Origin of the sequence: Veillonella rodentium (assembly GCF_900187285.1) — a bacterium.
GTDB lineage: Bacteria > Bacillota > Negativicutes > Veillonellales > Veillonellaceae > Veillonella > Veillonella rodentium.
Genome location: NZ_LT906470.1, coordinates 435,847 through 456,989, shown reverse-complemented (window position 1 = coordinate 456,989; position 21,143 = coordinate 435,847). Strand labels below are relative to the sequence as shown.

Annotated in this window: 17 protein-coding genes and 1 tRNA gene; 4 read left to right on the top strand and 14 right to left on the bottom strand. The window is 43.5% G+C overall.

What is annotated here, in order from left to right; translation table 11 throughout:
• Nucleotides 1–149: 149 nt before the first annotated feature.
• From CKV62_RS01900 to CKV62_RS01885, 4 genes are all read right to left on the bottom strand, one after another.
• Nucleotides 150–590 (bottom strand): hypothetical protein, encoded by a 441-nt coding sequence (locus CKV62_RS01900; protein ID WP_095065268.1) that lies wholly within the window; start codon nucleotides 588–590, stop codon nucleotides 150–152.
• Nucleotides 591–598: 8 nt separating this feature from the next.
• Nucleotides 599–1,048, bottom strand: a complete 450-nt coding sequence (locus CKV62_RS01895) for a hypothetical protein (protein WP_054674178.1) — start codon at nucleotides 1,046–1,048, stop codon at nucleotides 599–601.
• 37 nt (nucleotides 1,049–1,085) lie between these two features.
• A complete protein-coding gene (locus CKV62_RS01890; RefSeq protein ID WP_038118102.1) occupies nucleotides 1,086–1,661 on the bottom strand; it encodes a xanthine phosphoribosyltransferase in 576 nt (191 codons plus the stop codon).
• Nucleotides 1,662–1,852: 191 nt separating this feature from the next.
• Nucleotides 1,853–2,758 (bottom strand): LysR family transcriptional regulator, encoded by a 906-nt coding sequence (locus tag CKV62_RS01885; protein WP_038118105.1) that lies wholly within the window; start codon nucleotides 2,756–2,758, stop codon nucleotides 1,853–1,855.
• Nucleotides 2,759–3,043: 285 nt separating this feature from the next.
• On the opposite strand from CKV62_RS01885, the gene CKV62_RS01880 reads away from it, so the two are divergent.
• The 3 genes from CKV62_RS01880 (at nucleotide 3,044) to CKV62_RS01870 (ending at nucleotide 8,554) form a co-directional block, all read left to right on the top strand.
• Entirely contained in the window at nucleotides 3,044–6,784 is a 3,741-nt protein-coding gene (locus CKV62_RS01880) for a phosphoribosylformylglycinamidine synthase (RefSeq protein WP_095065266.1), read from the top strand.
• A gap of 262 nt (nucleotides 6,785–7,046) precedes the next feature.
• Nucleotides 7,047–8,282, top strand: a complete 1,236-nt coding sequence (locus tag CKV62_RS01875; protein ID WP_095065264.1) for an FprA family A-type flavoprotein — start codon at nucleotides 7,047–7,049, stop codon at nucleotides 8,280–8,282.
• A gap of 181 nt (nucleotides 8,283–8,463) precedes the next feature.
• A tRNA-Ser gene (locus CKV62_RS01870) sits at nucleotides 8,464–8,554 on the top strand.
• Nucleotides 8,555–8,568: 14 nt separating this feature from the next.
• On the opposite strand, the gene mmuM is transcribed toward CKV62_RS01870, so the two are convergent.
• The 3 genes from mmuM to CKV62_RS01855 all read right to left on the bottom strand — a co-directional run bounded on the left by mmuM (nucleotide 8,569) and on the right by CKV62_RS01855 (nucleotide 12,842).
• Nucleotides 8,569–9,603, bottom strand: a complete 1,035-nt coding sequence (mmuM, locus tag CKV62_RS01865; RefSeq protein WP_095066691.1) for a homocysteine S-methyltransferase — start codon at nucleotides 9,601–9,603, stop codon at nucleotides 8,569–8,571.
• Between the two features lie 96 nt (nucleotides 9,604–9,699).
• Nucleotides 9,700–10,488: a basic amino acid ABC transporter substrate-binding protein gene (locus CKV62_RS01860; protein WP_095065262.1), complete on the bottom strand. Its 789-nt coding sequence runs from the start codon at nucleotides 10,486–10,488 to the stop codon at nucleotides 9,700–9,702.
• Nucleotides 10,489–10,901: 413 nt separating this feature from the next.
• Complete coding sequence (locus tag CKV62_RS01855; protein WP_095065260.1) at nucleotides 10,902–12,842, bottom strand: OPT family oligopeptide transporter; 1,941 nt, start codon at nucleotides 12,840–12,842, stop codon at nucleotides 10,902–10,904.
• Between the two features lie 248 nt (nucleotides 12,843–13,090).
• Between CKV62_RS01855 and pepT the strand changes: the two genes are divergently transcribed.
• Entirely contained in the window at nucleotides 13,091–14,314 is a 1,224-nt protein-coding gene (gene pepT / locus CKV62_RS01850; RefSeq protein WP_095065258.1) for a peptidase T, read from the top strand.
• Between the two features lie 243 nt (nucleotides 14,315–14,557).
• Here pepT and CKV62_RS01845 read toward each other — a convergent pair whose 3' ends face one another.
• The 7 genes from CKV62_RS01845 to CKV62_RS01815 form a co-directional block, all read right to left on the bottom strand.
• A complete protein-coding gene (locus tag CKV62_RS01845) occupies nucleotides 14,558–15,808 on the bottom strand; it encodes an MFS transporter (protein ID WP_095065256.1) in 1,251 nt (416 codons plus the stop codon).
• A gap of 341 nt (nucleotides 15,809–16,149) precedes the next feature.
• Nucleotides 16,150–16,743, bottom strand: coding sequence for a uracil-DNA glycosylase family protein (locus CKV62_RS01840; protein ID WP_095065254.1), 594 nt, complete (start codon nucleotides 16,741–16,743; stop codon nucleotides 16,150–16,152).
• A 77-nt stretch (nucleotides 16,744–16,820) separates the two neighbouring features.
• Entirely contained in the window at nucleotides 16,821–17,762 is a 942-nt protein-coding gene (locus CKV62_RS01835; RefSeq protein WP_095065252.1) for a hypothetical protein, read from the bottom strand.
• A 76-nt stretch (nucleotides 17,763–17,838) separates the two neighbouring features.
• The gene (locus CKV62_RS01830; RefSeq protein WP_231968350.1) at nucleotides 17,839–18,591 is read right to left on the bottom strand and encodes a helix-turn-helix domain-containing protein; all 753 of its coding nucleotides are present in this window, start codon (nucleotides 18,589–18,591) and stop codon (nucleotides 17,839–17,841) included.
• Nucleotides 18,592–18,730: 139 nt separating this feature from the next.
• Nucleotides 18,731–19,348: a hypothetical protein gene (locus CKV62_RS01825; protein WP_095065250.1), complete on the bottom strand. Its 618-nt coding sequence runs from the start codon at nucleotides 19,346–19,348 to the stop codon at nucleotides 18,731–18,733.
• A gap of 8 nt (nucleotides 19,349–19,356) precedes the next feature.
• Nucleotides 19,357–20,313 carry a flotillin-like protein FloA gene (gene floA / locus CKV62_RS01820; protein WP_095065248.1) on the bottom strand — a complete coding sequence of 319 codons (957 nt, stop codon included), beginning with the start codon at nucleotides 20,311–20,313 and terminating at the stop codon, nucleotides 19,357–19,359.
• Between the two features lie 133 nt (nucleotides 20,314–20,446).
• The gene (locus tag CKV62_RS01815) at nucleotides 20,447–20,911 is read right to left on the bottom strand and encodes an NfeD family protein (RefSeq protein WP_095065246.1); all 465 of its coding nucleotides are present in this window, start codon (nucleotides 20,909–20,911) and stop codon (nucleotides 20,447–20,449) included.
• Between the last annotated feature and the right edge of the window lie 232 nt (nucleotides 20,912–21,143).

Below are 21,143 nucleotides of genomic sequence, written 5' to 3'. Positions count from 1 at the left end.
AGGTATAATCATATTTATCATATAGTTTTCAGCATACAAAAAAGAGACAGTCGATTTATTGAATCGATTGTCTCTTTTATTCAACTTCCGAACGATATGCTCTTTTATACATCAGCAGCTATATATTTATAAACCAACTACATCATGTTCTAATGCGCCGTACTTTCAAAAGCGCTTTTCAATTCACCTACAGATTCGGGAATATAATCCACGATAGATGACATCAACGCATACATCAAGGCAGGCTCGAAAGCATCATCAGCACACATATATACGCAGTCCAGATATAAACTGGAATCCTGCTCGTCAATATAAAGTTTATAATTCTTATACGTTGCATTTTCACGATTGATAAGCGCATTTAAGGCAGTCATATTCTGAGCTGTCACCTTTTCAGGGCCCAAAACCAAACGGATAACGCTGTAAATACTATTATCTAAGATCACAAATAACGGCATATCCCACAACGGAGATTTGATGTACGAACGATATACGACAGTACCGTCTTCATCTTCAAAATCCTTGCGTTCAAAAGACGTTATCTGCTCTTCTTTCATAAATTTGTCAAAGGCTAGTGCTTTCGGATTCATAACGACCTCTATTTAACTATGCCCGCTACCTTGAGAATACCTTGATGTACCTCATCCAGGTGAGGTTGGATTACACCTAATAAGATATTCACCAGCACGCTAGGGTCAAACTGTTCATCCAATGTAGGAACGGAAATATCCATATATATATTACCATCTTCATTGCTTACATAATATTTAGATACTTTATATTCCTGATTTAATGTATTCAATTCCTCTAACACGGAAGGAATCATATCTTTTGCAACAGATGTCGTCGTAATCGCTACACGCACATAGGAAAATGCGGAATCATCCACTACGATAAACACAGGCAGGCTGTTTTCATGCACATCTAAACGACCGTGATATACAACAGTATTTAAGTCATCGGTCAATTCCTCCTTAAGAAACCAACCGTTACCGCCTTTTTCAAGATCTGCTACAAGTAAATCAAATTTTTCTGCTTTGTGATTCATAATACCCTCTACAACTAATGACAAGACCACACACACATCAGTCTTCTAAAAATACACAACCATTATCCTTGAATTCTTTGATACGCACTAACGACTCTACACGGAACCCCGCATTTTCAAGGCGTTCACGTCCGGGCTGAAAGGATTTTTCGATGGCAATCGCCATACCCACCACTTCATCACCTGCTTCCTGCACCAATTTAGCCAGACCCATAGCGGCTTCACCGGATGCCAAGAAATCATCGATGATCAATACCTTTTCACCGGCTGGCAAGAACTTTTTGGAAATCGTGATTTCATAGTTTTCTTCCTTTGTATAGGAATAGACAACGGAATGATATACCTCATCCACCATGAGAATCGATTTTTTCTTGCGTGCAAATACCAACGGTACATCGAGTTCCAATGCGGCCATCAATGCTAAAGCGATACCCGATGCTTCTATAGTGACAATCCGTTGTACCCCCGCATCACGATAGCGATCTGCAATTTCCTTTCCGATGGCTTTGAACAAATGCGGATCGATTTGATGATTCAAAAATCCATCTACTTTTAACACGCGATTATTGAGGACGATGCCCTCATCTCGAATGCGTTGCTTTAATAATTCCATGTACTTATACCTCCGTATAACTATCTTTAAATTTTAACGTAAATAGGGGCTCAGGGTCAATATATATTGAAAGCACATTTCATATATTATTTAAAAATAAAACTATACCTTATTAAAAGATAAACTGCATTTCAAACTCCTCGCAAAAAATTTGAAATGCAGTCCAGCATAATCAGTATAAGGTATATGATTTATAAAATTTTATCCCGATTGCTTTCCTTATTTACAAGCAGCGCCGTAAATCGTGCAGCTCCTTCCGATTGCGGCACCAGTCGGGAGCGTACAAGGACGATATCGCGAGTCGGCACAGGGATATCCGTATCGATACGTACGATAGCGCCTTCCTGCATTTTTTCCTGTACCACATGACTCGGCAACATAGCAATCCCCATGTTGATTTCCACGAGGTCCAGCAACACATCGACACTGCCCAGTTCAAAACGAGGCTTGCGGCATGCACCATGAGTCACTTCATCAAAGAATGTCCGACTTGCGGTTCCCTTTTGCAGTAAAAGCATCGGTTCATTCAGGAGACGCCCCTGATCAAAGAATCCGGCCCCTTTATATTCATGACCGCCTACAAAAACATCTTGAATTGTCGCTAAAGTGGTCACCTCCAGCTGAGGATTTTCCCTCAATCCTTCGTAATCATTGACCACGGCTAACTGCGCTTCCTTATCAAGCACCAGCTGCACACAGTCCGGTGACGGTTTATTGATGATATGCAAACCGATTTCGCTTTCCTGTAACTGCCACTTATGAAAGTAGGGCAACAGAAAATGACGGCACAAAGTATCCGTAGCTGCCAGATTTAAACTTTCATAAGCCTGATTCACACGTTCCTGCAGTTGAGTAACGCCATTATCCAAAATGGAAAACGCCTTTGCCACCGTATCAAAAAGTTCCTTGCCTTCCGGTGTAAAGCCTACGGATTTTGTAGTCCTCACGAAAAGGGGCATATTGAGTTCCCCTTCCAACTGTTTAATACTTTGACTGATGGCGGACTGAGACACTCCGAGTTCCTTCGCTGCACGAGAAAAAGATAAATACAAACCGACACCTAAAAAAGTTCTGTATAAATCTGCAGATACTGCCATTTTATTCACCTCTGTTATATACTAATAATGGAACTTTGTATAAATTAATACATACGTCAATCAAAACTCTTTATCTAGCAGGATGCTCAGCTTATCTAGCAAAACGCTCAGCAATCGCGTAGAGTTCTTCATGAATCTCAGGTCTTATGACCTTCATGAATTTTTCACATTTATTAGAAATTCTAATCTTTTTATTAATAAGATTATCTTTACTTATAAGTCTAGACCGATTATACTTATTTTGTCAACTCCATAAACGGAATTTATACATTTGAGGAGGCTACAATGGCTATTCAACGCTTATTCGTAACGAAACGAGAATCTTTCAATCAAGAGTCAGAACGTATGTTACACACCTTACAGCAGGAGTTATCCTTGCCGGCTACTGCGGTAACAATCTATGAACGTTATGATATCGAGCATCTATCCGAAAAGGACCTGGAAAAAGCCAAAAATCTTATTTTCTCCGAACCGCCGGTAGATACAATCATGGATACATTACCATCTATAGACGGCCTCGTATTCGCTGTTGAATATGTACCGGGGCAATACGATCAACGGGCGGACAGTGCGGAGCAATGTATCTCCATGCTCACCCTTACATCGGGACACATCGTGCGTTGCGCCCGTGTATATGCCATAGAGGGCACTTTCACGGAAGCACAAAAACAGGCGATTAAAGCCTACTACATCAATCCCGTGGACTCCCGCGAAGCAAGCCTCGATATGCCGAGCACATTGGCCCTCGACCTGGAGGAACCGAAACCGGTGGCGACCATCGACGGTTTCACAGAGATGAGCGATGACGATTTAAGGTCCCTCATCGACAACTACGGTCTTGCCATGACCGTAGCGGATCTTCAATTAATCCGCCAGCAATACACCGATGTGGAGCGTAGAAACCCGACGATTACGGAAATTCGCCTCTTTGACACCTACTGGTCCGACCATTGTCGTCATACTACATTTATGACGGAATTGACGGATATCACCATCGAGGATAATCGTTTCACCGGCCCTATCAAGGAAGCCCTCGAAGAGTATATGAACGGCCGCAACGAATTATATGTATCGAAAACAAAGGCCCGTTCTCTCATGGATATGGCTACCCTGGCCGTAAAGGAATTGCGTCATGCAGGCGGCTTGACGAATCTGGACGAATCGGAGGAAATCAACGCATGCACGATTATCGTACCCGTAGACGTGAACGGTACGATCGAGGAATGGCTCCTCTTATTTAAAAACGAAACACACAATCATCCGACTGAAATCGAACCATTCGGCGGTGCCGCCACATGTCTCGGCGGATGTATCCGCGATCCGTTGAGCGGTCGCGCCTATGTATATCAGGCTATGCGCGTAACCGGAGCCGGCGACCCGCACACAAGCCTGGGAGATACATTGAAAGGTAAATTACCGCAGAAGAAAATCACCCGCGAAGCGGCTCGCGGCTATTCCTCATACGGCAATCAGATCGGTCTCGCCACAGGTGAAGTAAAAGAATACTACCATCCCGGCTATGTAGCGAAACGCATGGAAATCGGCGCCGTTATCGGTGCCGCTCCACGCAATCAGGTACGCCGCGAGGAACCCGTCGCAGGTGATGTCATCATTCTGTTAGGCGGGAAAACAGGTCGTGACGGTTGCGGTGGTGCAACCGGTTCCTCTAAGGAACACACCACGGAATCTCTCGCAACTTGCGGTGCGGAGGTGCAAAAAGGGAACGCCCTCACAGAGCGTAAAATCCAACGCCTATTCCGCCGCCCAGAAGTAACGACACTCATCAAACGCTGTAACGACTTCGGTGCAGGCGGCGTATCCGTAGCCATCGGAGAATTAACGAACGGTGTCACCATCAATCTGGACTCAGTACCTAAAAAATATGCCGGACTTGACGGTACGGAACTTGCTATTTCCGAATCTCAAGAGCGCATGGCCTGCGTCATCGCCCCTTCCGATATAGACCGATTCAAAAAGTTCTGCGATGAGGAAAATCTTGAATGCACAGTCGTCGCCGATGTAACAGATACGAATCGCCTCATCATGAACTGGAAGGGCGAAACTATCGTCGACATCAGCCGTGACTTCCTCAATACGAACGGAGCAAAACAGCAACAGACCGCCATCGTAACCGCACCTGACGAAAAATCCTATTTCCGTCGCGGTTCCGCCAGTGCGGACAACTTTAAGGAGCAATGGCTCGCCGCCGTATCCGATTTAAACACGGCATCACAACAGGGACTTGTCGAATGTTTTGACAGCACCGTAGGTGCCAACACGGTACTCATGCCATTCGGCGGTAAATTCCAGAAAACGCCGACCCAGGGCATGGTAGCAAAATTACCGGTTCTTCATGGCGAAACGACGACTGCCAGCATCATGACGCACGGATTCGTGCCGGAATTATCGGACTGGAGTCCATATCACGGAGCGCAGTACGCTGTGCTTTTATCAGTTGCCAAACTCGTAGCCCTCGGCGGTAATCGCAAAAGCGCATATCTTACATTACAGGAGTATTTCGAGCATCTTACGACAGCAGAATCCTGGGGTAAACCGGTATCAGCCCTCCTAGGGGCTTACAAGGCGCAAAAAGAACTGGAAATCGGTGCCATAGGCGGCAAGGACTCCATGAGCGGAACCTTTATGGATCTCACGGTCCCTCCTACACTCGTATCCTTTGCGGTAGATACGACATCCGCCAAAAATATTATAAGTCAGGACTTAAAAGGCGCAGATCATCGCCTAGTATTCTTCGATGTGCCTCGAACCTATAACGATACGCCGGACTGGGATCGCTTCAAGGAAAACTGCGATATCTTACAGGAAGAAATAGAAAAAGGTCGCATTTACTCAGCCTATGTTGTTGACCATGGCGGTATCCCCGAAGCCGTTACCAAAATAGCCCTCGGCAACAATATCGGTGTGAAGTTTGACAAATACGCTGAACGAGTTCTTTTCCAACCGGCCCTTGGCGCTTTCATTGCAGAGGTGGATATCAAAGCAGTCAACCACCTGCTAGAACTATTGGATTTAAAGGTTATCGGTGTCACACAATCCGATCCGGTTATCGAGTGGAACGGTCAATCCGTATCGCTTAAAGAGGTCCAAGCAGCATATGAAACTCCATTAAATGATGTCTTCCCTATGTATGCAAAAAACGGTACAGGTGAAGCCGTGGCCTATATTCACGATCAACACGCGAAACCTCGCAGCACATCCTTAAGGGCAAAACCGAAGGTACTTATTCCTGTATTCCCGGGTACGAACTGCGAATACGATTCAGCCCGCGCCTTTGAGCGGGCCGGTGCCGATACGGACATCGTCATCATCAGAAACCAGACACCGGAACAGCTCAAAGAATCCATCGATGTGATTAAAGGGAAATTAGCTCAATCGCAGATTCTCATGTTCCCCGGCGGCTTCAGTGCCGGAGACGAACCGGACGGATCCGGTAAATTTATGGCCACCCTCTTCCGCAATCCATACCTTGCGGAAGGCCTTGAAAATCTCCTGTACAAGCAAGACGGTTTGGTGCTCGGCATCTGTAACGGATTTCAGGCACTCATTAAATTAGGCTTATTGCCGGGCGGACATATTGAAACATTAACGGCGGATCATCCTACATTGACATACAATACGATCGGTCGCCATATATCCCGCATGGTTCATACAAAGGTAATTTCTACAAAAACACCATGGATGAGCGAAGCGAAAGCCGGAGAAATCTACACGGTACCGATTTCTCATGGTGAAGGTCGCTTTATCGCCTCTCCTCAACAGGTATTGGAATTCAACAAAACCGGCCAGATTGCCACACAATACGTCGACTTTAACGGTATTGCCTCCATGGACAGCCGGTTCAATCCGAATCAATCCGTAGCCGCCATCGAGGGCATTTACAGTCCTGACGGCCGCGTATTCGGTAAAATGGCTCACTCCGAACGTTGTGGCGCGGATATCAGCAAAAACATTCCGGGCAATTTGGAACTGCCTATATTCACATCCGGCGTAAAATATTTCAAATAATAAATATGTGATTCATAGCCTGCTCTTTTGAGTAGGCTATATCCTTACAGTTATAACCATATTAATGACTTTTATGCCGCCTGTTGAAAGCTGTCTTACTCATATATCGGCCCGAAATCAATCGAAAAAACAGTATTCCAAAAGTTATCATATTGATTTTTTTCGAAAATATTAGTATTATAAAGTGTCAATATAATTTACAATCATGATGATTCACGTGAATCTATATGTATACAAATGTGAGTGAAGAAAGGATTTTATTATGCATTGTGCTCAGAAAATGACTCATCATATCTACTGGATCGGTAGTAATGACTGGACGACTGAACGTTTTGAAAACTTATTCCCCATCCCAAACGGCGTAAGCTACAACAGCTATTTCATCGACGATGAGAAAACTTGTGTTGTAGACAGCGTGGATGCAGAAATCCGCGAAGAATACTTTGACAACTTGACTCACCTTCTAAATGGCCGCGAACTCGATTACATCGTGGTAAACCACATGGAACCGGATCATTGCCAGACATTACTCGAAACATTGCAACGCTATCCAAATTGTAAATTGGTCGGTAACGCAACTACTTTCCGTATATTCGAGCAATTTTATCGCACGCCGATGCCTGATAATTACTATTTGGTAAAAGAAGGCGACGAAATCTGCCTCGGCAAGCATACACTCGTATCCTATACGATGCCTATGGTTCACTGGCCGGAAGTAACATGTACATACGAAAAATCTACAGGCACCTTGTTCTCCGCCGACGCATTCGGTACATTCGGCACCATTAACGGCAACATTTTTGCGGACCAGACCGATTTTGTTGCGACCTATGAGGAAGAAGCTCGCCGTTACTACACCAACATCGTCGGTAAATACGGTCCTCAAGTGCAAAATGCGATCCGTAAAGTATCCGCTCTTGAAATCAAACGTATTGCACCGCTTCATGGCCCGATCTGGCGCACACCGGAAACAATCCAGTATATCCTGCAAAAATACATGCACTGGTCCAGCTATACGGCTGAGAAAAAAGGCGTTGTTATCGCCTTCGGCTCCATGTACGGCAATACCCGTGATATTGCACAGCAATTGGCAAAACAATTAGCGAAACGCGGTATTCCGGACATCAAAATCTACGATGTATCCAAAACTAACGCATCCTACATCATCGCTGATGCATGGAAATATACAAATTTGGTAACTATCGCGCCTACGTACAACTTGAATCTATACCTTACCATGGAAAACTTCATTCATGAATTGAAAGCTCTCAACTTCCAAAATCATAAAGTATCCATCATCGGCAACCATTCTTGGGCATCCGCTGCGATGAAAATGATGGTGGCTCACTTTGAAAATGATTTCAAAGATATAGAAATCATATCTGAACCGCTCGATATCAAGTCCTCTTTGAAAGACGAAGATCTTCCGTTAATTGAGAAGATGGCGGACGATATCAAAGCATCCATCGATGCAGCAGATATCAAGGATGTACAATAATATCCGGATAACAGTAAAAGCCACCCCATCGAGGGTGGCTTTTCTCTCATAAATTCACCGGATATAACCAAATTCATCATATTTATGGCTCAGAAAGCCGGATGAATCTTCTATTTTTTCCTTGACATGGACATCCCTTTTTCGTATACTATTTGAGTAGCTGTAAAACAACAGAATACATGGAGAGGTGTCCGAGCGGCTGAAGGAGCATGATTGGAAATCATGTGTGCGGTTATACCGTACCCAGGGTTCAAATCCCTGTCTCTCCGCCAAAGCAAATAAGACCCTAGGTTAAACCTAGGGTCTTACTTTTATGTATTCTCGTTGCTATACTTTCAATAATTTCAGGATTCGTCCTACAGCAACCACCGATAATATTTGCCCCTGCCTTTCGCCAGGTATCAACATAATCAATGAATGAGCTTTGATCTCCGGACCAGGTTTTAGTAACACCGTCATAGGTTTCACCGAGATTCGGATAAACTACGATGGGTTTATCCGTGACAGAGCGAATATCCTTGATCAACGATTCCACATACTCAGGTGCCGTGCAATTTATACCAAGACCCGTTACAGAACGTACCTTATCAATCATGTCGGCACATTTAATAATCGTTTCTCCGCTGGAGATGTGATGCTCATCCTTACAGGAGAAGGATATCCACGCGGGAATTCCTCTTGTCGTAAACGGATCCGATAAAGCCCTTGCAATAGCAATAGCTTCATCATAAGACGGTACTGTTTCACATGCGAGTACATCAGGATTCTCTTCACAAAAAAGTGCAAGACGGGGAATATGGAACACCTCAAGATATTCCGTTTGTACCCCATAATCGCCACGATATTCGGAGCCGTCTGCGAGAAAAGCCCCATAGGGACCTACAGAAGCGGCTACCAAAGGTTTAGGCAAAGCCCCTTCCGAATAGTACCGGACCCCATCAGCAGTTTTTTCACCGAGCTTGATTCCCCTTAATGTAAGAGCCCCGCTCGCCTTTGCTTCTATAAACTCGTTCCGCGCTTGTACGGCAAGACGGACGGATAACTTTACAAGATCCAACGCCTCTTCCGTTCCATACCCATGAGCCTTAAACCCCGCTACGGTAGCTTGATAGCCGGAGCTTTCAATAATATCCGCCCCGGCCGCCAAATACGAGATATGCACCTTTTTGATAATATCCGGATTTTCGATGAGCATTTTGGATGACCACAGTTCATCATGAATATCACAGCCATGGCGTTCCAGCTCGGTACCAAAAGCGCCGTCCAGCACGAGTTGTCCCCGCTCCTCAATAATATCTAAAAATGCACTTCTTCTAGCCATTACATCACCCATTCCAACCATATCTCATATCACGAGATGCGCTTCTCAAACTATACATTGACCACTATCAACCTCAAGATTCTACTATACAAATATCTATTTCAAATCTTCTGCCGGAGGCTCCTTGCCGAACCACTTCTTATAAATCTCACGATACTTACCGTTCGCTTTGATCTTCGCAAGTCCATCATTAATTTTATTTAGTAATTCGCCATTCCCCTTTTTCACAGCGATGCCAAGCGGTGCCGCTTCATAATCTTCACCCGTTACTTTAGCGATTCCCCGCCCTTTATTCATCACATAATACTCATTAACAGGCGTATCGTTAATTACAACGTCTACGCCCCGGTTCTGCAATTCTAAAAACGCATCGACAATGAGATTAAACTCACGCACTTGTGCATTCGGAATTTTACGGGCAATTTCAGCCCCCGTAGATCCGATGGATACACCGATACGCTTTCCTTCCAAATCCTTAAAACTTTTAATATTCGCATTATCCATATTCACAACCAGTCCATTACCGGCAATATAATACGGATTACTGAAATCTACGGACTTAGCACGCTCCTCGGAGATAGTCATATCTGAAATAGCGATGTCCAAAGTATTACTTTGCAATGCCGGTAACAAGGCATCAAAATTCAAATTCTGAATCTCCGCCTCCACGCCTTCTTCCTTCGCGATAGCATTGATTATATCAATATCAAATCCATCCAGTTTGCCCGTATTCTTTTCTTTAAATCCGAATGGTGCATATGTCGCATCCGTCCCTACACGCCAAACCTTATCATGATTGCTTGTATTACTGCCACAGCCGGCGATAAATAAACTGCCGGCGATTGTGAAAGCACACAGCAGTGCTCCAAATTTTGTAAATCTCATTCTATACCTCTAACAGAATTAACCCCCATTAATAAAGATATACACAAAATCGATATACCTATAGGGGTAATATATACATATCATATCATCGTATATATACGAGGTCAACAATCCCGACTATAAAAATAGGTTTTAAAATAATATAACTTATAACTATGACCGAGGCTCAACTGAAATATCCAGATACCTGAAATGATGTCTAAAAGCAGCGTTAACTATACATCAGAATGCACTTAGCAACACATCAAATCAGCTACGTGCCCTTATCTATATTTCCTTATCGATATACCTGAATTAGCTATGAACCGAAATATCTAATAATGCACTTATTTTCGCAAGAAAAAGAACTCCCTTTGGAAAATCTCAAAAGGAGTTCTTTTATGAATGAAAGATATTCGTAATCTATAACGACTCTATTTTGCTACTTTTTTCTCTTTTATGTACATAGCAACCTTATAAAGGAATGTACATAATAACAAGTACATTACGATACCAAGATATGTAGCTTCCGGTGTTTCCACCCATGTTTCAGCAAATACATTGACCCCGGCAATGCGAAGAACCGCACTGAATAAGGAGCCGATTGCACCACCGGCAACAAGACCGGATGCGATTGTACTGCCTTTAGAGAAACGAAGATCAGCTAACGCTTTATCTTTTGTACTATTTTGTACAAGGTAGGAAATCAAACCGCCGATAAGTAGAGGCGTATTGATTTCCATCGGCAAATATGTACCGAGGGCAAATGCCAAAGGCGGAACCTTTATCATCCACAAGATAACGGCAAAGAATGCACCGGCCATATATAAAGGCCACTGAGCACTACCGCCCGTCATCATCGGTTCAATAATGGCAGCCATAGCGTTCGCTTGCGGAGCATTAAGAGCATGGTCCCCTACGAATCCGTATGCATCGTTCAAGAGAATCATAACACCTACGGAAAGAACGGCACAAAGGATGGTACCGACGATTTGCCATTGCTCCATTTTCTTAGGTGTTGCACCTGTCATATGCGCCACTTTTAGTTCAGACATGAAGTTGCCGGCCATACCGATGGTCGTACCTATAAAGGATGCCATCATGAGGACCGCAACCATACCGACTTTACCGGTCATACCTGCTGCTGTCAAACATACAGCGGAGATGATAATCATAAAAATCGTCATCCCTGAAACCGGTTCCGTTCCTGTATAAGCGATAGAGCTGATGCCTACTACTGCCAACAGGAAGGACATGATGAGAACGATAAGAAACGCTACAATTGTCTGAGCGAAGCTTTCAGCATACATCACATGGAAATATGCGGCAAATAAAACCGTACATAACAGAATACCTGCACCGATCCAAGACGTAGGCACGTCGCGTTGCGTGCGAAGCAAATTAACATCCACCGTCTTGGAGCTGAAAATATCGAGAACCGCATTTTTAACGACGCTGGCCACGACCTTGGACATCGTTAAAAGTCCGATAATACCGGCCATAGCAAGCATACCGATACCGATATGACGTACATAATCAAGGAAGACCTTACGAATAGGCGCATCCCCTAAAAGGACCTCCTGTCCGTTGATGTGCATCACATGTTCCGGTGCCAAGAAATAGACAATCGGGATACATACAAACCATGAAAAGAAGGAGCCGGCAGCGATGATAGCCGCATAACGGAGCCCCGTAAAGTAACCTAACCCGAGCAATGCAGCATCCGTATCGACAGCGGCAGATATTTTCGTCTTATCCGCTAAAATAGCCCCCCATTTAAAGCTCATGGTGCGAATAACCTCTTGCCACCACCCTAAACTGTTGAGGATAAAATCATACAGCAAAGCGACAAGGCCGGAACCGATCATGAGTTTTGCCCTGCTGCCTTCATTACTCATCAACACTTCCGCAGCGGCACGACCACTTGGGAACGGATATACATAATGCATTTCCTCTACGAAATAGCGACGGAACATAACGCATAATAGAACACCTAATACACCGCCGAGTATAATAGGAATCGCCATTTGTGCAAAGGATACATCCGTTACGCCCCAAATATAGAGCGCCGGCAGAAAGAACATGGCCCCTGCCAATGTGTTCGTGCTGGAGCTGGCAATCGCTTGAATATGAACGGTTTCAGCAAAAGCATTTTTCCGTTTCAAGATAACCGCCGTCCCCATAGCGAGCACGGATACCGGTGCAAAGGCATCTACAGTTTGACCGATTTTCAAGCATAGATACCCCACGGCCAGTGTAAAAATTGCCGCGTAGAACAGACCCCAGAATACTACATAAGAATTAATCTCCGTATAGTCCTTCTTAGGATCCAACACAGGTTCTACGGGCGGAATTGAACGAATTTCGTCCGACATGGTAAAACCTCCTCACATAACATTAATAGAGTCGTATATCTATTCACCTTTATACTATCACGGCATTATACATGATTCAATTACTTTATATGCATAACAGGAATATTTTTACACTTTATTCTTCAATATATTTTGCATTTTCTCCGCCTCTGTTCTACAATGAAAGTATATTAAACATCTTTATTATGTAACGGCATAACAAGTACTGACATGTATAACACGTATGTTTAGTTACAAGGAGGCGCATTATGGAACCAATGGTTGAACGTTTTATACGATATACGAGTATAAATACACGATCCAACGAAGACAGCACGACCATCCCAAGCACACAAACGCAGGTGGATTTCGCCACCAATGTACTGGTGCCGGATTTGAAAGCTATCGGCCTTAACGAAGTCATCTATAATCATGACAACGGATTCGTTATCGGAACCCTCAATGCCAATACGGATGAGCCGGCCCCTGCTATCGGCTTTATCGCGCACATGGATACAGCGGACTACAATGCGGAAAATATCAAACCGCGCATCATCGAAAACTACGACGGCAACGATATCTGCCTCAATGAAGAGCATCAGATTTTCACGCGTCGTGCGGACTTTCCGAATCTTAAAAATTACATCGGCAAATCCTTAGTTGTAACAGACGGGCTCACATTGCTCGGCGGCGACGATAAGGCGGGCATCTGTGAAATCATGGAAGCACTCTCCTATCTCGTGGCTCATCCGGAAATCAAACACGGTAAGATTATGTGCGCCTTCGGTCCCGACGAGGAAATCGGCACCGGCGCCGACCATTTCGATGTATCTCAATTTCCTGTAGATTACGCATACACAATCGATGGTGAAAATCTGGGGCAGCTTGAATACGAAACATTTAACGCCGCCGGCGGAACCGTTACCCTCAAGGGCGTATCCGTTCATACAGGCACTGCCAAGGGTATCATGATAAACTGTGCTAAACTGGCCATGCAGTTTGATGCGCTTCTACCGGGTGCCGCGGTCCCTGAGCACACAGCAGGTCGTCAGGGTTTCTTCATGCTCATGAGCATGGAAACGCAAGTAGACACAGGCAAAATGAACTACATCATCCGCGACCACGACAAACAATTATTTGAAGCGAAAAAAACTTTCTTTATACAGGCAGGTCAAACGCTAAACGATATTTACGGCCGCGAAGTCTGCGAAATCTCTGTCAAAGATCAATATTATAATATGTACGATATCATCAAGGATAATATGGAATGCGTGAACGTAGCCAAAGCGGCTATGAAAAAAGCCGGTATTACACCGCTTTGCGATCCCATCCGGGGCGGTACGGACGGCTCCAAAATTTCCTTCATGGGCATTCCTACGCCGAATATCTTTACGGGTGTGGAAAACCTTCACGGTCGCCATGAATTCGCCTGCATCGATGACATGAAAAAAGCCGTGGAAGTTATCGTCAACATCGTAAATATTGATAAATAATTTGCATCTGCCATAACTATGTATATACACCATAAACATAGGCGTATAGGACAAATAGTATAGGGAAAAATCTTATAACATTACGCCCAAACCAGACAGCAATAACAAAGCCCTCTATCCCGAACGGAATAGAGGGCTTTCATTATATACAACGCAACATAAGCAATTAAATTTCCAAATACTTATTTGTCGAACATATTAAAAATATTATCTATATATTATTAGACCTATTCTAATAAGCGATTAAACTTTTTCTGCCGAACGTTTACGATTTTTAATTTCCTCTTCTTCGGCACGAGCTTTCAAAGAAAGATCCTTATCGGTTCCCACAAGGCGACCGTATAGAAAATAATACGCCGCAAATGCCACGAGAGCTACCACAACGGTGAGTTGGAACATACTGGTATATCCAACCATTTCTTTCACCCCGCCGAGTATATATGGCCCGAAGCCGAGTCCCATATCAAGAGCGATAAAATAAGTAGATGTAGCCACGCCGATACGATGAACCGGTACGATTTTAACGGTTACCGCCTGTCCGTTGGACATGAATGTACCATAACCGAGACCGACGAATACGGCGGACAACAATACAATCCATGTAGAATCGGCGGTACTCAACAAAAAGATACCGAATGCCAACGAGATAAAACAAGGATACAATACGAAGTTTTCCCCTTTCATATCAAAGAGGAGACCCAATAAAGGGCGTGTGATGGTAATGACCACGGCGTATACAACAAAAAAGAACGTACCCGCCATAATAAGATTAATCTCACGCGTATAGGATGCCATAAAACCGATAACACCGGAGTAAGCAAAACCCACCAATACGGACACGAGGCTGATAGAATTCATACGAGGTTCAATATAATCGGAAATTCTGATACCCTTATGGCTTTCAGACTCAATGGCAAGATTCGGTTCTTTAAATTTCATGATAACCGCCCCGATTACACAAAGAATAATGAGGGCCACACAGAAGGCAATGATAAAATCATATCCGACAGTGTGAAGCATGAGAATCCCGAGAAATGGACCTACCGCAGCAGCGAGAGATGTAGACAGCCCATAATAATTGATGCCTTCCCCGCGACGGGACATAGGAATAATAGCGGCCACGATAGTACTCGTCGCCGTAGATGTAATACCGTAAGCAAAACCGTTCAAAAATCGTACGCTATCAAGAATCAAAAGATTCGGTGTATAAAAGTACATCGCTGTAGATGCCAGATAAATCAAAAGTCCTACATAGAGCATTTTACGACATCCGAGGACACTGATAAAGCGCCCTGCCAAAAGTCGTGCCACAACGGTACCGATAATATAAATGCCTACAGCCAAGCCGGCCTGACTCGCAGTAGCATGAAGTGTATCTTTTGCAACAACGGCAATAATAACAATCAATAAATAATAAATTAAAAATACAAGAAAATTAATCACCGTATCGAGGACAAACGCCTTCGTCCATAAGGCCTCTTTAGCCTTATCCATAATATCAACTCCAATTCTCACGTAATTGTCAACCATGTGATGACAATGGTTAATTATAGACCTCTCGCGACAAAAAGCAAGAATTAAAAAGTTATTTTTGTTATTAATTTTATTTATAAATAATTCTATAAATCTTTTATTATATTCACACTATAAGTATTTAAATTCTCATATTATTTTTTGATAATTCAACTCATTCAACAAATTTGATCGATAACAAATCACATATATTCCTGCAACGTTGTAGCAGACATAAAAATACCTTTGAAAATACATCCTGAGTCTTACTATTCTCATCTTACAGACCAGGTGAAACTGTTTTCAAAGGTTATTTCTTATGATTATTTTGTTGTTAATCCGCACTGATGAAAGAAATTCTTATAAGCGTCAGCCTTTTTCACCAAACTTAACGGATAGGCTCTCGATGTCGACGGCAATCGGGTTAATGTCAATTCGCGACCATCGTATACAAAGGGAATCGTTTCTCCTGTCTTCGGCAATTTCACCTTCTCAGGCAAAAGGCTCAATAGGATTTCCGTCGCCTTACCGCCTGTAGTACCGATATGTTTGCAATCAGGAATTTGTTTAAGCACGTCTCCCAAATTAACTGTTTCCACCACATCAAGAAATGCGTCGGATGCATTACCATGCTCACGAATCGCTTTATACACAGTCGGACAAGAAGCAATCCCTTTTTCATCTAAAAACTGTTTGATTTTTTCAGGATCCATCGCCTTTTCTTCACCTTTTCTGAAATGATCTTTCTCACCAAAGAAAACAAGGCCAAATACGCGCCACATATCATTCTGAAAATTTGGATAGTGAAACTCCATAGCCCGTTTCTCCGCAGCGGGAGGAAATGTTCCCATCATCATAACCGTCGCCTGAGACGGTAAAAACGGAGGAAACGGTCTCGTTTCAATTACTTCTGCCATACGGCATCAACTCCTTTCACCATCCATTATGCACCCAACAGTGCTAAATAATCCAATGAATAATATCACACTAAGAACTATTGTCCTAAAGGCTTGGAAACAAGCTCATTAATATAATCAAAACCGACAGGTTCCGGATATACGAGGTACAAACATATTACCGCCATTACCGCAAACCCGATAGCCAGATACGAAAAGCCGCCGGTTCTCGGGAATTCATACAGTCCGAAGAAACGAATACCGATGGCGCTACCGATAGCGGTGATCAACGACGGAATGGAGAACATACCGTATACCGCAAAAACAACCATAAGGCCCGCATATCCGCCTACAACAGTAAGCATCGGCAACATACGAGTCATCGGACTTGTAAAGGAACGCTTAATCCCTTCCGGATAATTCGATGCTTCAACGCCGAACATACCGAGGAGTACATTAAAATCAACCCAGATAAATTCCCATGTACTTTTGAAAGCATTACGATGATTGCCTGCGTACCAGGCAAAAGCGGTAATTACCAAAACAGCAGCACCGGCACAGATAAAGTAGTATTCACCCGGGATTTGAGGTCCTGCATAAGCCCCTACCGCTGTCACAACGGCACTTAAAACAGCCAATACTATCACGCGATAAACCTGAGGACGTTGATTTTCAGGAATCCGTTTATATACAGTCGCCACCATCTCTAAAACAAAACAAGCCATAAAGAAGGCAAGTCCTGCAGCAGGGAGAAGGAAGAACGTAATAACCAAGGTTAAAATGAACGGAATGCAAATACGCCATTTAGGAAACAGAACCAAATCCTTATAATCAAGTCGTATATCCTGTGTTTCCGTCGTAAAGTTGTTGTATACCACGAACAACAACATAAACGCGATTACGTCCACGGGTGCAGCACCCCAAATCAATATAGTCGGAACAATAATCATCGATAGAGCTACCCCTGATAAACGAGACAGTCCGGCTACAATAAACCCGAGTAATAAAAAAGGTACAAAAGCAGATATAATTTCAAACATAATAATCCTCCCATCGTTGTATAAATTTAAGTATATAGTATCTGCCTCATTACATCAAGGATATACGATAGCGTACCTAATGATTATATGTCGAATAATTACGTTCCAGCCGTTTTCTCACCGCCGAAGCCGAACATCCCATCATTTGGGCTATACGCCTGACCCCTAGGCCTTCTCCGCGCAATGTGCGTATGCGATTTTCATCAAGGTCCAATCTATTTGAACGAAGGGTAATACCGTATTCTCTCAAATACACGGCAACCGTCGCGCCCTTTACGCCATACGCAAGGGCGATATCATCAGTGCTCATGCAATGATGTGTATAAAGGTACGCCATTTCATCCACCCGATCCGACCTGTGCCTGTTCCGCCTTACCGAAAGGCCCATATGACGCAATACATGCAGCACCTTCCACCGTGACAGTCCATAAATCCGTGCAATATAATCCGTACTATTACCACTTTCATAGGCCTTACATATTTTTACTACATCCATCGATACAGGACTATGAGATGCGGAACACAAAAGTCCATGTTCACGCATGCGATTAGCCATCGTTGTGACCGACACGCCATACCGTTTCGCCAAGGCAGAGAGAGACCACCGCCCTGTTTCATACAGGGATTGAACATGTCTCATATTGATTTCTTTTTTCAGAGGCCGCCGAGGAATCTGATACGCCTTCATGCGACGTTCAATCGTATCTACGCTACACTGAAAGTATTCCGCCACATCTCTCAGGCTCCATTTCTTCTCTACATACAATTCATATAATAACCGGCTCGGAATGACACGCACATTTCGATACATAAAAACACCTTCTCTCATAAACGAACTCCTCTCCCCTGTATTATGAAAGCTATACACCTAAAATACAATAAATAAGAGGTTCCCATCAGTCACAGGGGTGACCAATAGGAACCTCTTTAAATATGTAATTATATAATAACCCTAAGCCGCGATAAAATCAGCGATATCTGCGTTCAAGAGCTTTCGGTTTTCCTAAAATGAAAGACCATTTCATTCCCTCTCTTACAGAGAGATGCTTTTTATTAACCTTCGGCTTTGTTATTGATGATGCAGTCACGCCTATATTATCAGCCAGAACTTCACCTATTTTTCCTGTTTTATCACGCTTAAAGGCCGCCAAGCGCTCCTGCAATGTAGGACCCTCGACGGATCCTCCAGCAGTTCCTGTAGCTGCTCCTATAGGATTTGATGAGCCTGTAGGCTTATCTTGCACAGGCTTTGCAACCGTTTTCTGTGATTCTATAGTTTCAGGCTCCTGAGTTGTTGTTTTAAAGGAAGTCGCCTGCTCTTCGGCAGCACGTTCAACCGGCCTCTCCACATCAAGTTCTGAGGGGGCTACCTTGCGCTCTATAGAAATGCCGTACTCTTTTTCCATATCCTCCCACGTCATCTCTTCAGAGTTTGAATACGAAGTGTACGCTTCTTCATCAGAGTCCTGAGAATTCTTAGATTTTGAATTCTTCAAAAAGGAAAATAAGACATATCCGATAATCATAAGCGCAAATACCGGGTTATGCTCAAAAATCGATAGCACTGTAGACAAGATAGAGTCCATAACCGCTCCTATTCACCATCCGCTAAATTTTCACGCATTTTAGTATCGGCGATAATATTATTCATATTATAGTAATCCATAACACCTAAATTGCCGTTTCTGAAAGCTTCCGCCAATGCTCTTGGCACCTCTGCCTGCGCTTCCACAACCTTAGCCTGCATGTCTTGTGTTTTAGCACGCATTTCCTGCTCTGTAGCAACCGCCATAGCACGGCGTTCTTCGGCGCGGGCCTGAGCGATTTTCTTATCGGCTTCAGCCTGATCAGTTTGTAACTGAGCACCGATATTACGTCCTACGTCCACGTCCGCAATATCGATGGACAAGATTTCAAATGCGGTACCCGCATCAAGACCTTTACCCAATACGGTACGTGAGATGTGATCCGGATTTTCCAAAACATCCGTATGTTCTTCAGAGGAACCTACCGTAGTTACGATACCTTCACCTACACGGGCGATAATCGTAGCTTCACCGGCACCGCCAACAAGGCGGTCGATATTAGCACGCACCGTTACACGAGCGCGAACTTTCAATTCGATACCGTTTTTCGCCACTGCGGAAATAATCGGCGTTTCGATAACCTTAGGATTAACGGACATCTGAACGGCTTCCAACACATCACGGCCGGCGAGATCGATAGCGGCGGAACGTTCAAAGGTCAATGGGATTGATGCACGTTCAGCGGCGATCAACGCATCTACAACACGGTCAACATCACCGCCTGCAAGGTAATGTGCTTCCAGTTGGTTTACATTCACATCCAGACCGGCTTTGTTCGCCTTGATGAGAGGCATTACGATCTGAGATGGATTAACGCGACGCAACCGCATCCCTACAAGGGTAAAAATACCTACATTAACGCCCGCTGCGAGTGCGGACACCCATAGTCCCAACGGAACTACATATAAAAATACCATAATCCCAATGATCAGAATGGGAATCAAAATTAAAATACCTATATCCATAATTACCTCCATAAAATCATAAAACAGCCTGAAATTTTTTTAACCTAAATTTTTAGCGAATTTAGCGAATATTAGATAATAATTTACTAATAAAAAATTTCACTAATAAAACAAACAGAAGATCTTTTAAATATCATCCCTGTTTTCTTACAATATTCCGTCCTCCCACTACACGAAGCACCACAATAGGTGTGCCCTCATCGATAAAGTCCCCCTCGGTAACGACATCCACCAAGGTATCATCGATTTTTGCAATTCCTGCAGGGCGTAATGTAGTGTGCGCCACACCGGTCTTACCGACTAAATCGGCCTGTACATCATTAGATATATAACCGGCTTTTGCGGTCGACCTCTGCCCCAAAGTAAAGAGCCGACCGAGCCAAGTTTTTTCGAAATGATTAAAAAATACCACTAATAATACAATTAAAAGTGCGGTCAATGCCAATACTGCATAGAGTGCTGTCGTTCCTTCCCCTAGTGCCACATAAACACCCCACAGGAAGAAACAATATCCGATGATTCCTAAAATCCCGCCGGGTACGACCAATTCTACAGCCATCAGAGCTATCCCTATGACTATCCATATTAAAAACTCCATAGAGCCTCCTCTCTTTAATTAATTTTACGCAACTTATATGTCTATTATACAATACGAACGATAATTTACAAATAAAAAACGACTGCTTTCACCATCATACATATGATAAAAGCAGTCGTTTTGTCGCACATAGATATTAATTTATCGATATACTGTACATTCAATGTTTAATTATATTTATAATACATTGTTCTGTTATATTGATTGTGCATCAAATTATGTTTAAAAACAA

Bases quoted from the DNA above. Each gene is read 5' to 3' on its own strand.
- mmuM (WP_095066691.1), bottom strand. From the start codon at position 9,603: ATGGCTAGAAGAAGTGCATTTTTAGATATTATTGAGGAGCGGGGACAA.
- CKV62_RS01835 (WP_095065252.1), bottom strand. From the start codon at position 17,762: ATGTTTGAAATTATATCTGCTTTTGTACCTTTTTTATTACTCGGGTTT.
- CKV62_RS01890 (WP_038118102.1), bottom strand. From the start codon at position 1,661: ATGGAATTATTAAAGCAACGCATTCGAGATGAGGGCATCGTCCTCAAT.
- CKV62_RS01840 (WP_095065254.1), bottom strand. From the start codon at position 16,743: ATGGCAGAAGTAATTGAAACGAGACCGTTTCCTCCGTTTTTACCGTCT.
- CKV62_RS01830 (WP_231968350.1), bottom strand. From the start codon at position 18,591: ATGAGAGAAGGTGTTTTTATGTATCGAAATGTGCGTGTCATTCCGAGC.
- CKV62_RS01880 (WP_095065266.1), top strand. From the start codon at position 3,044: ATGGCTATTCAACGCTTATTCGTAACGAAACGAGAATCTTTCAATCAA.
- CKV62_RS01815 (WP_095065246.1), bottom strand. From the start codon at position 20,911: ATGGAGTTTTTAATATGGATAGTCATAGGGATAGCTCTGATGGCTGTA.
- CKV62_RS01885 (WP_038118105.1), bottom strand. From the start codon at position 2,758: ATGGCAGTATCTGCAGATTTATACAGAACTTTTTTAGGTGTCGGTTTG.
- CKV62_RS01860 (WP_095065262.1), bottom strand. From the start codon at position 10,488: ATGAGATTTACAAAATTTGGAGCACTGCTGTGTGCTTTCACAATCGCC.
- CKV62_RS01875 (WP_095065264.1), top strand. From the start codon at position 7,047: ATGCATTGTGCTCAGAAAATGACTCATCATATCTACTGGATCGGTAGT.
- CKV62_RS01895 (WP_054674178.1), bottom strand. From the start codon at position 1,048: ATGAATCACAAAGCAGAAAAATTTGATTTACTTGTAGCAGATCTTGAA.
- CKV62_RS01900 (WP_095065268.1), bottom strand. From the start codon at position 590: ATGAATCCGAAAGCACTAGCCTTTGACAAATTTATGAAAGAAGAGCAG.
- CKV62_RS01825 (WP_095065250.1), bottom strand. From the start codon at position 19,348: ATGGACTCTATCTTGTCTACAGTGCTATCGATTTTTGAGCATAACCCG.
- CKV62_RS01855 (WP_095065260.1), bottom strand. From the start codon at position 12,842: ATGTCGGACGAAATTCGTTCAATTCCGCCCGTAGAACCTGTGTTGGAT.
- pepT (WP_095065258.1), top strand. From the start codon at position 13,091: ATGGAACCAATGGTTGAACGTTTTATACGATATACGAGTATAAATACA.
- CKV62_RS01845 (WP_095065256.1), bottom strand. From the start codon at position 15,808: ATGGATAAGGCTAAAGAGGCCTTATGGACGAAGGCGTTTGTCCTCGAT.
- floA (WP_095065248.1), bottom strand. From the start codon at position 20,313: ATGGATATAGGTATTTTAATTTTGATTCCCATTCTGATCATTGGGATT.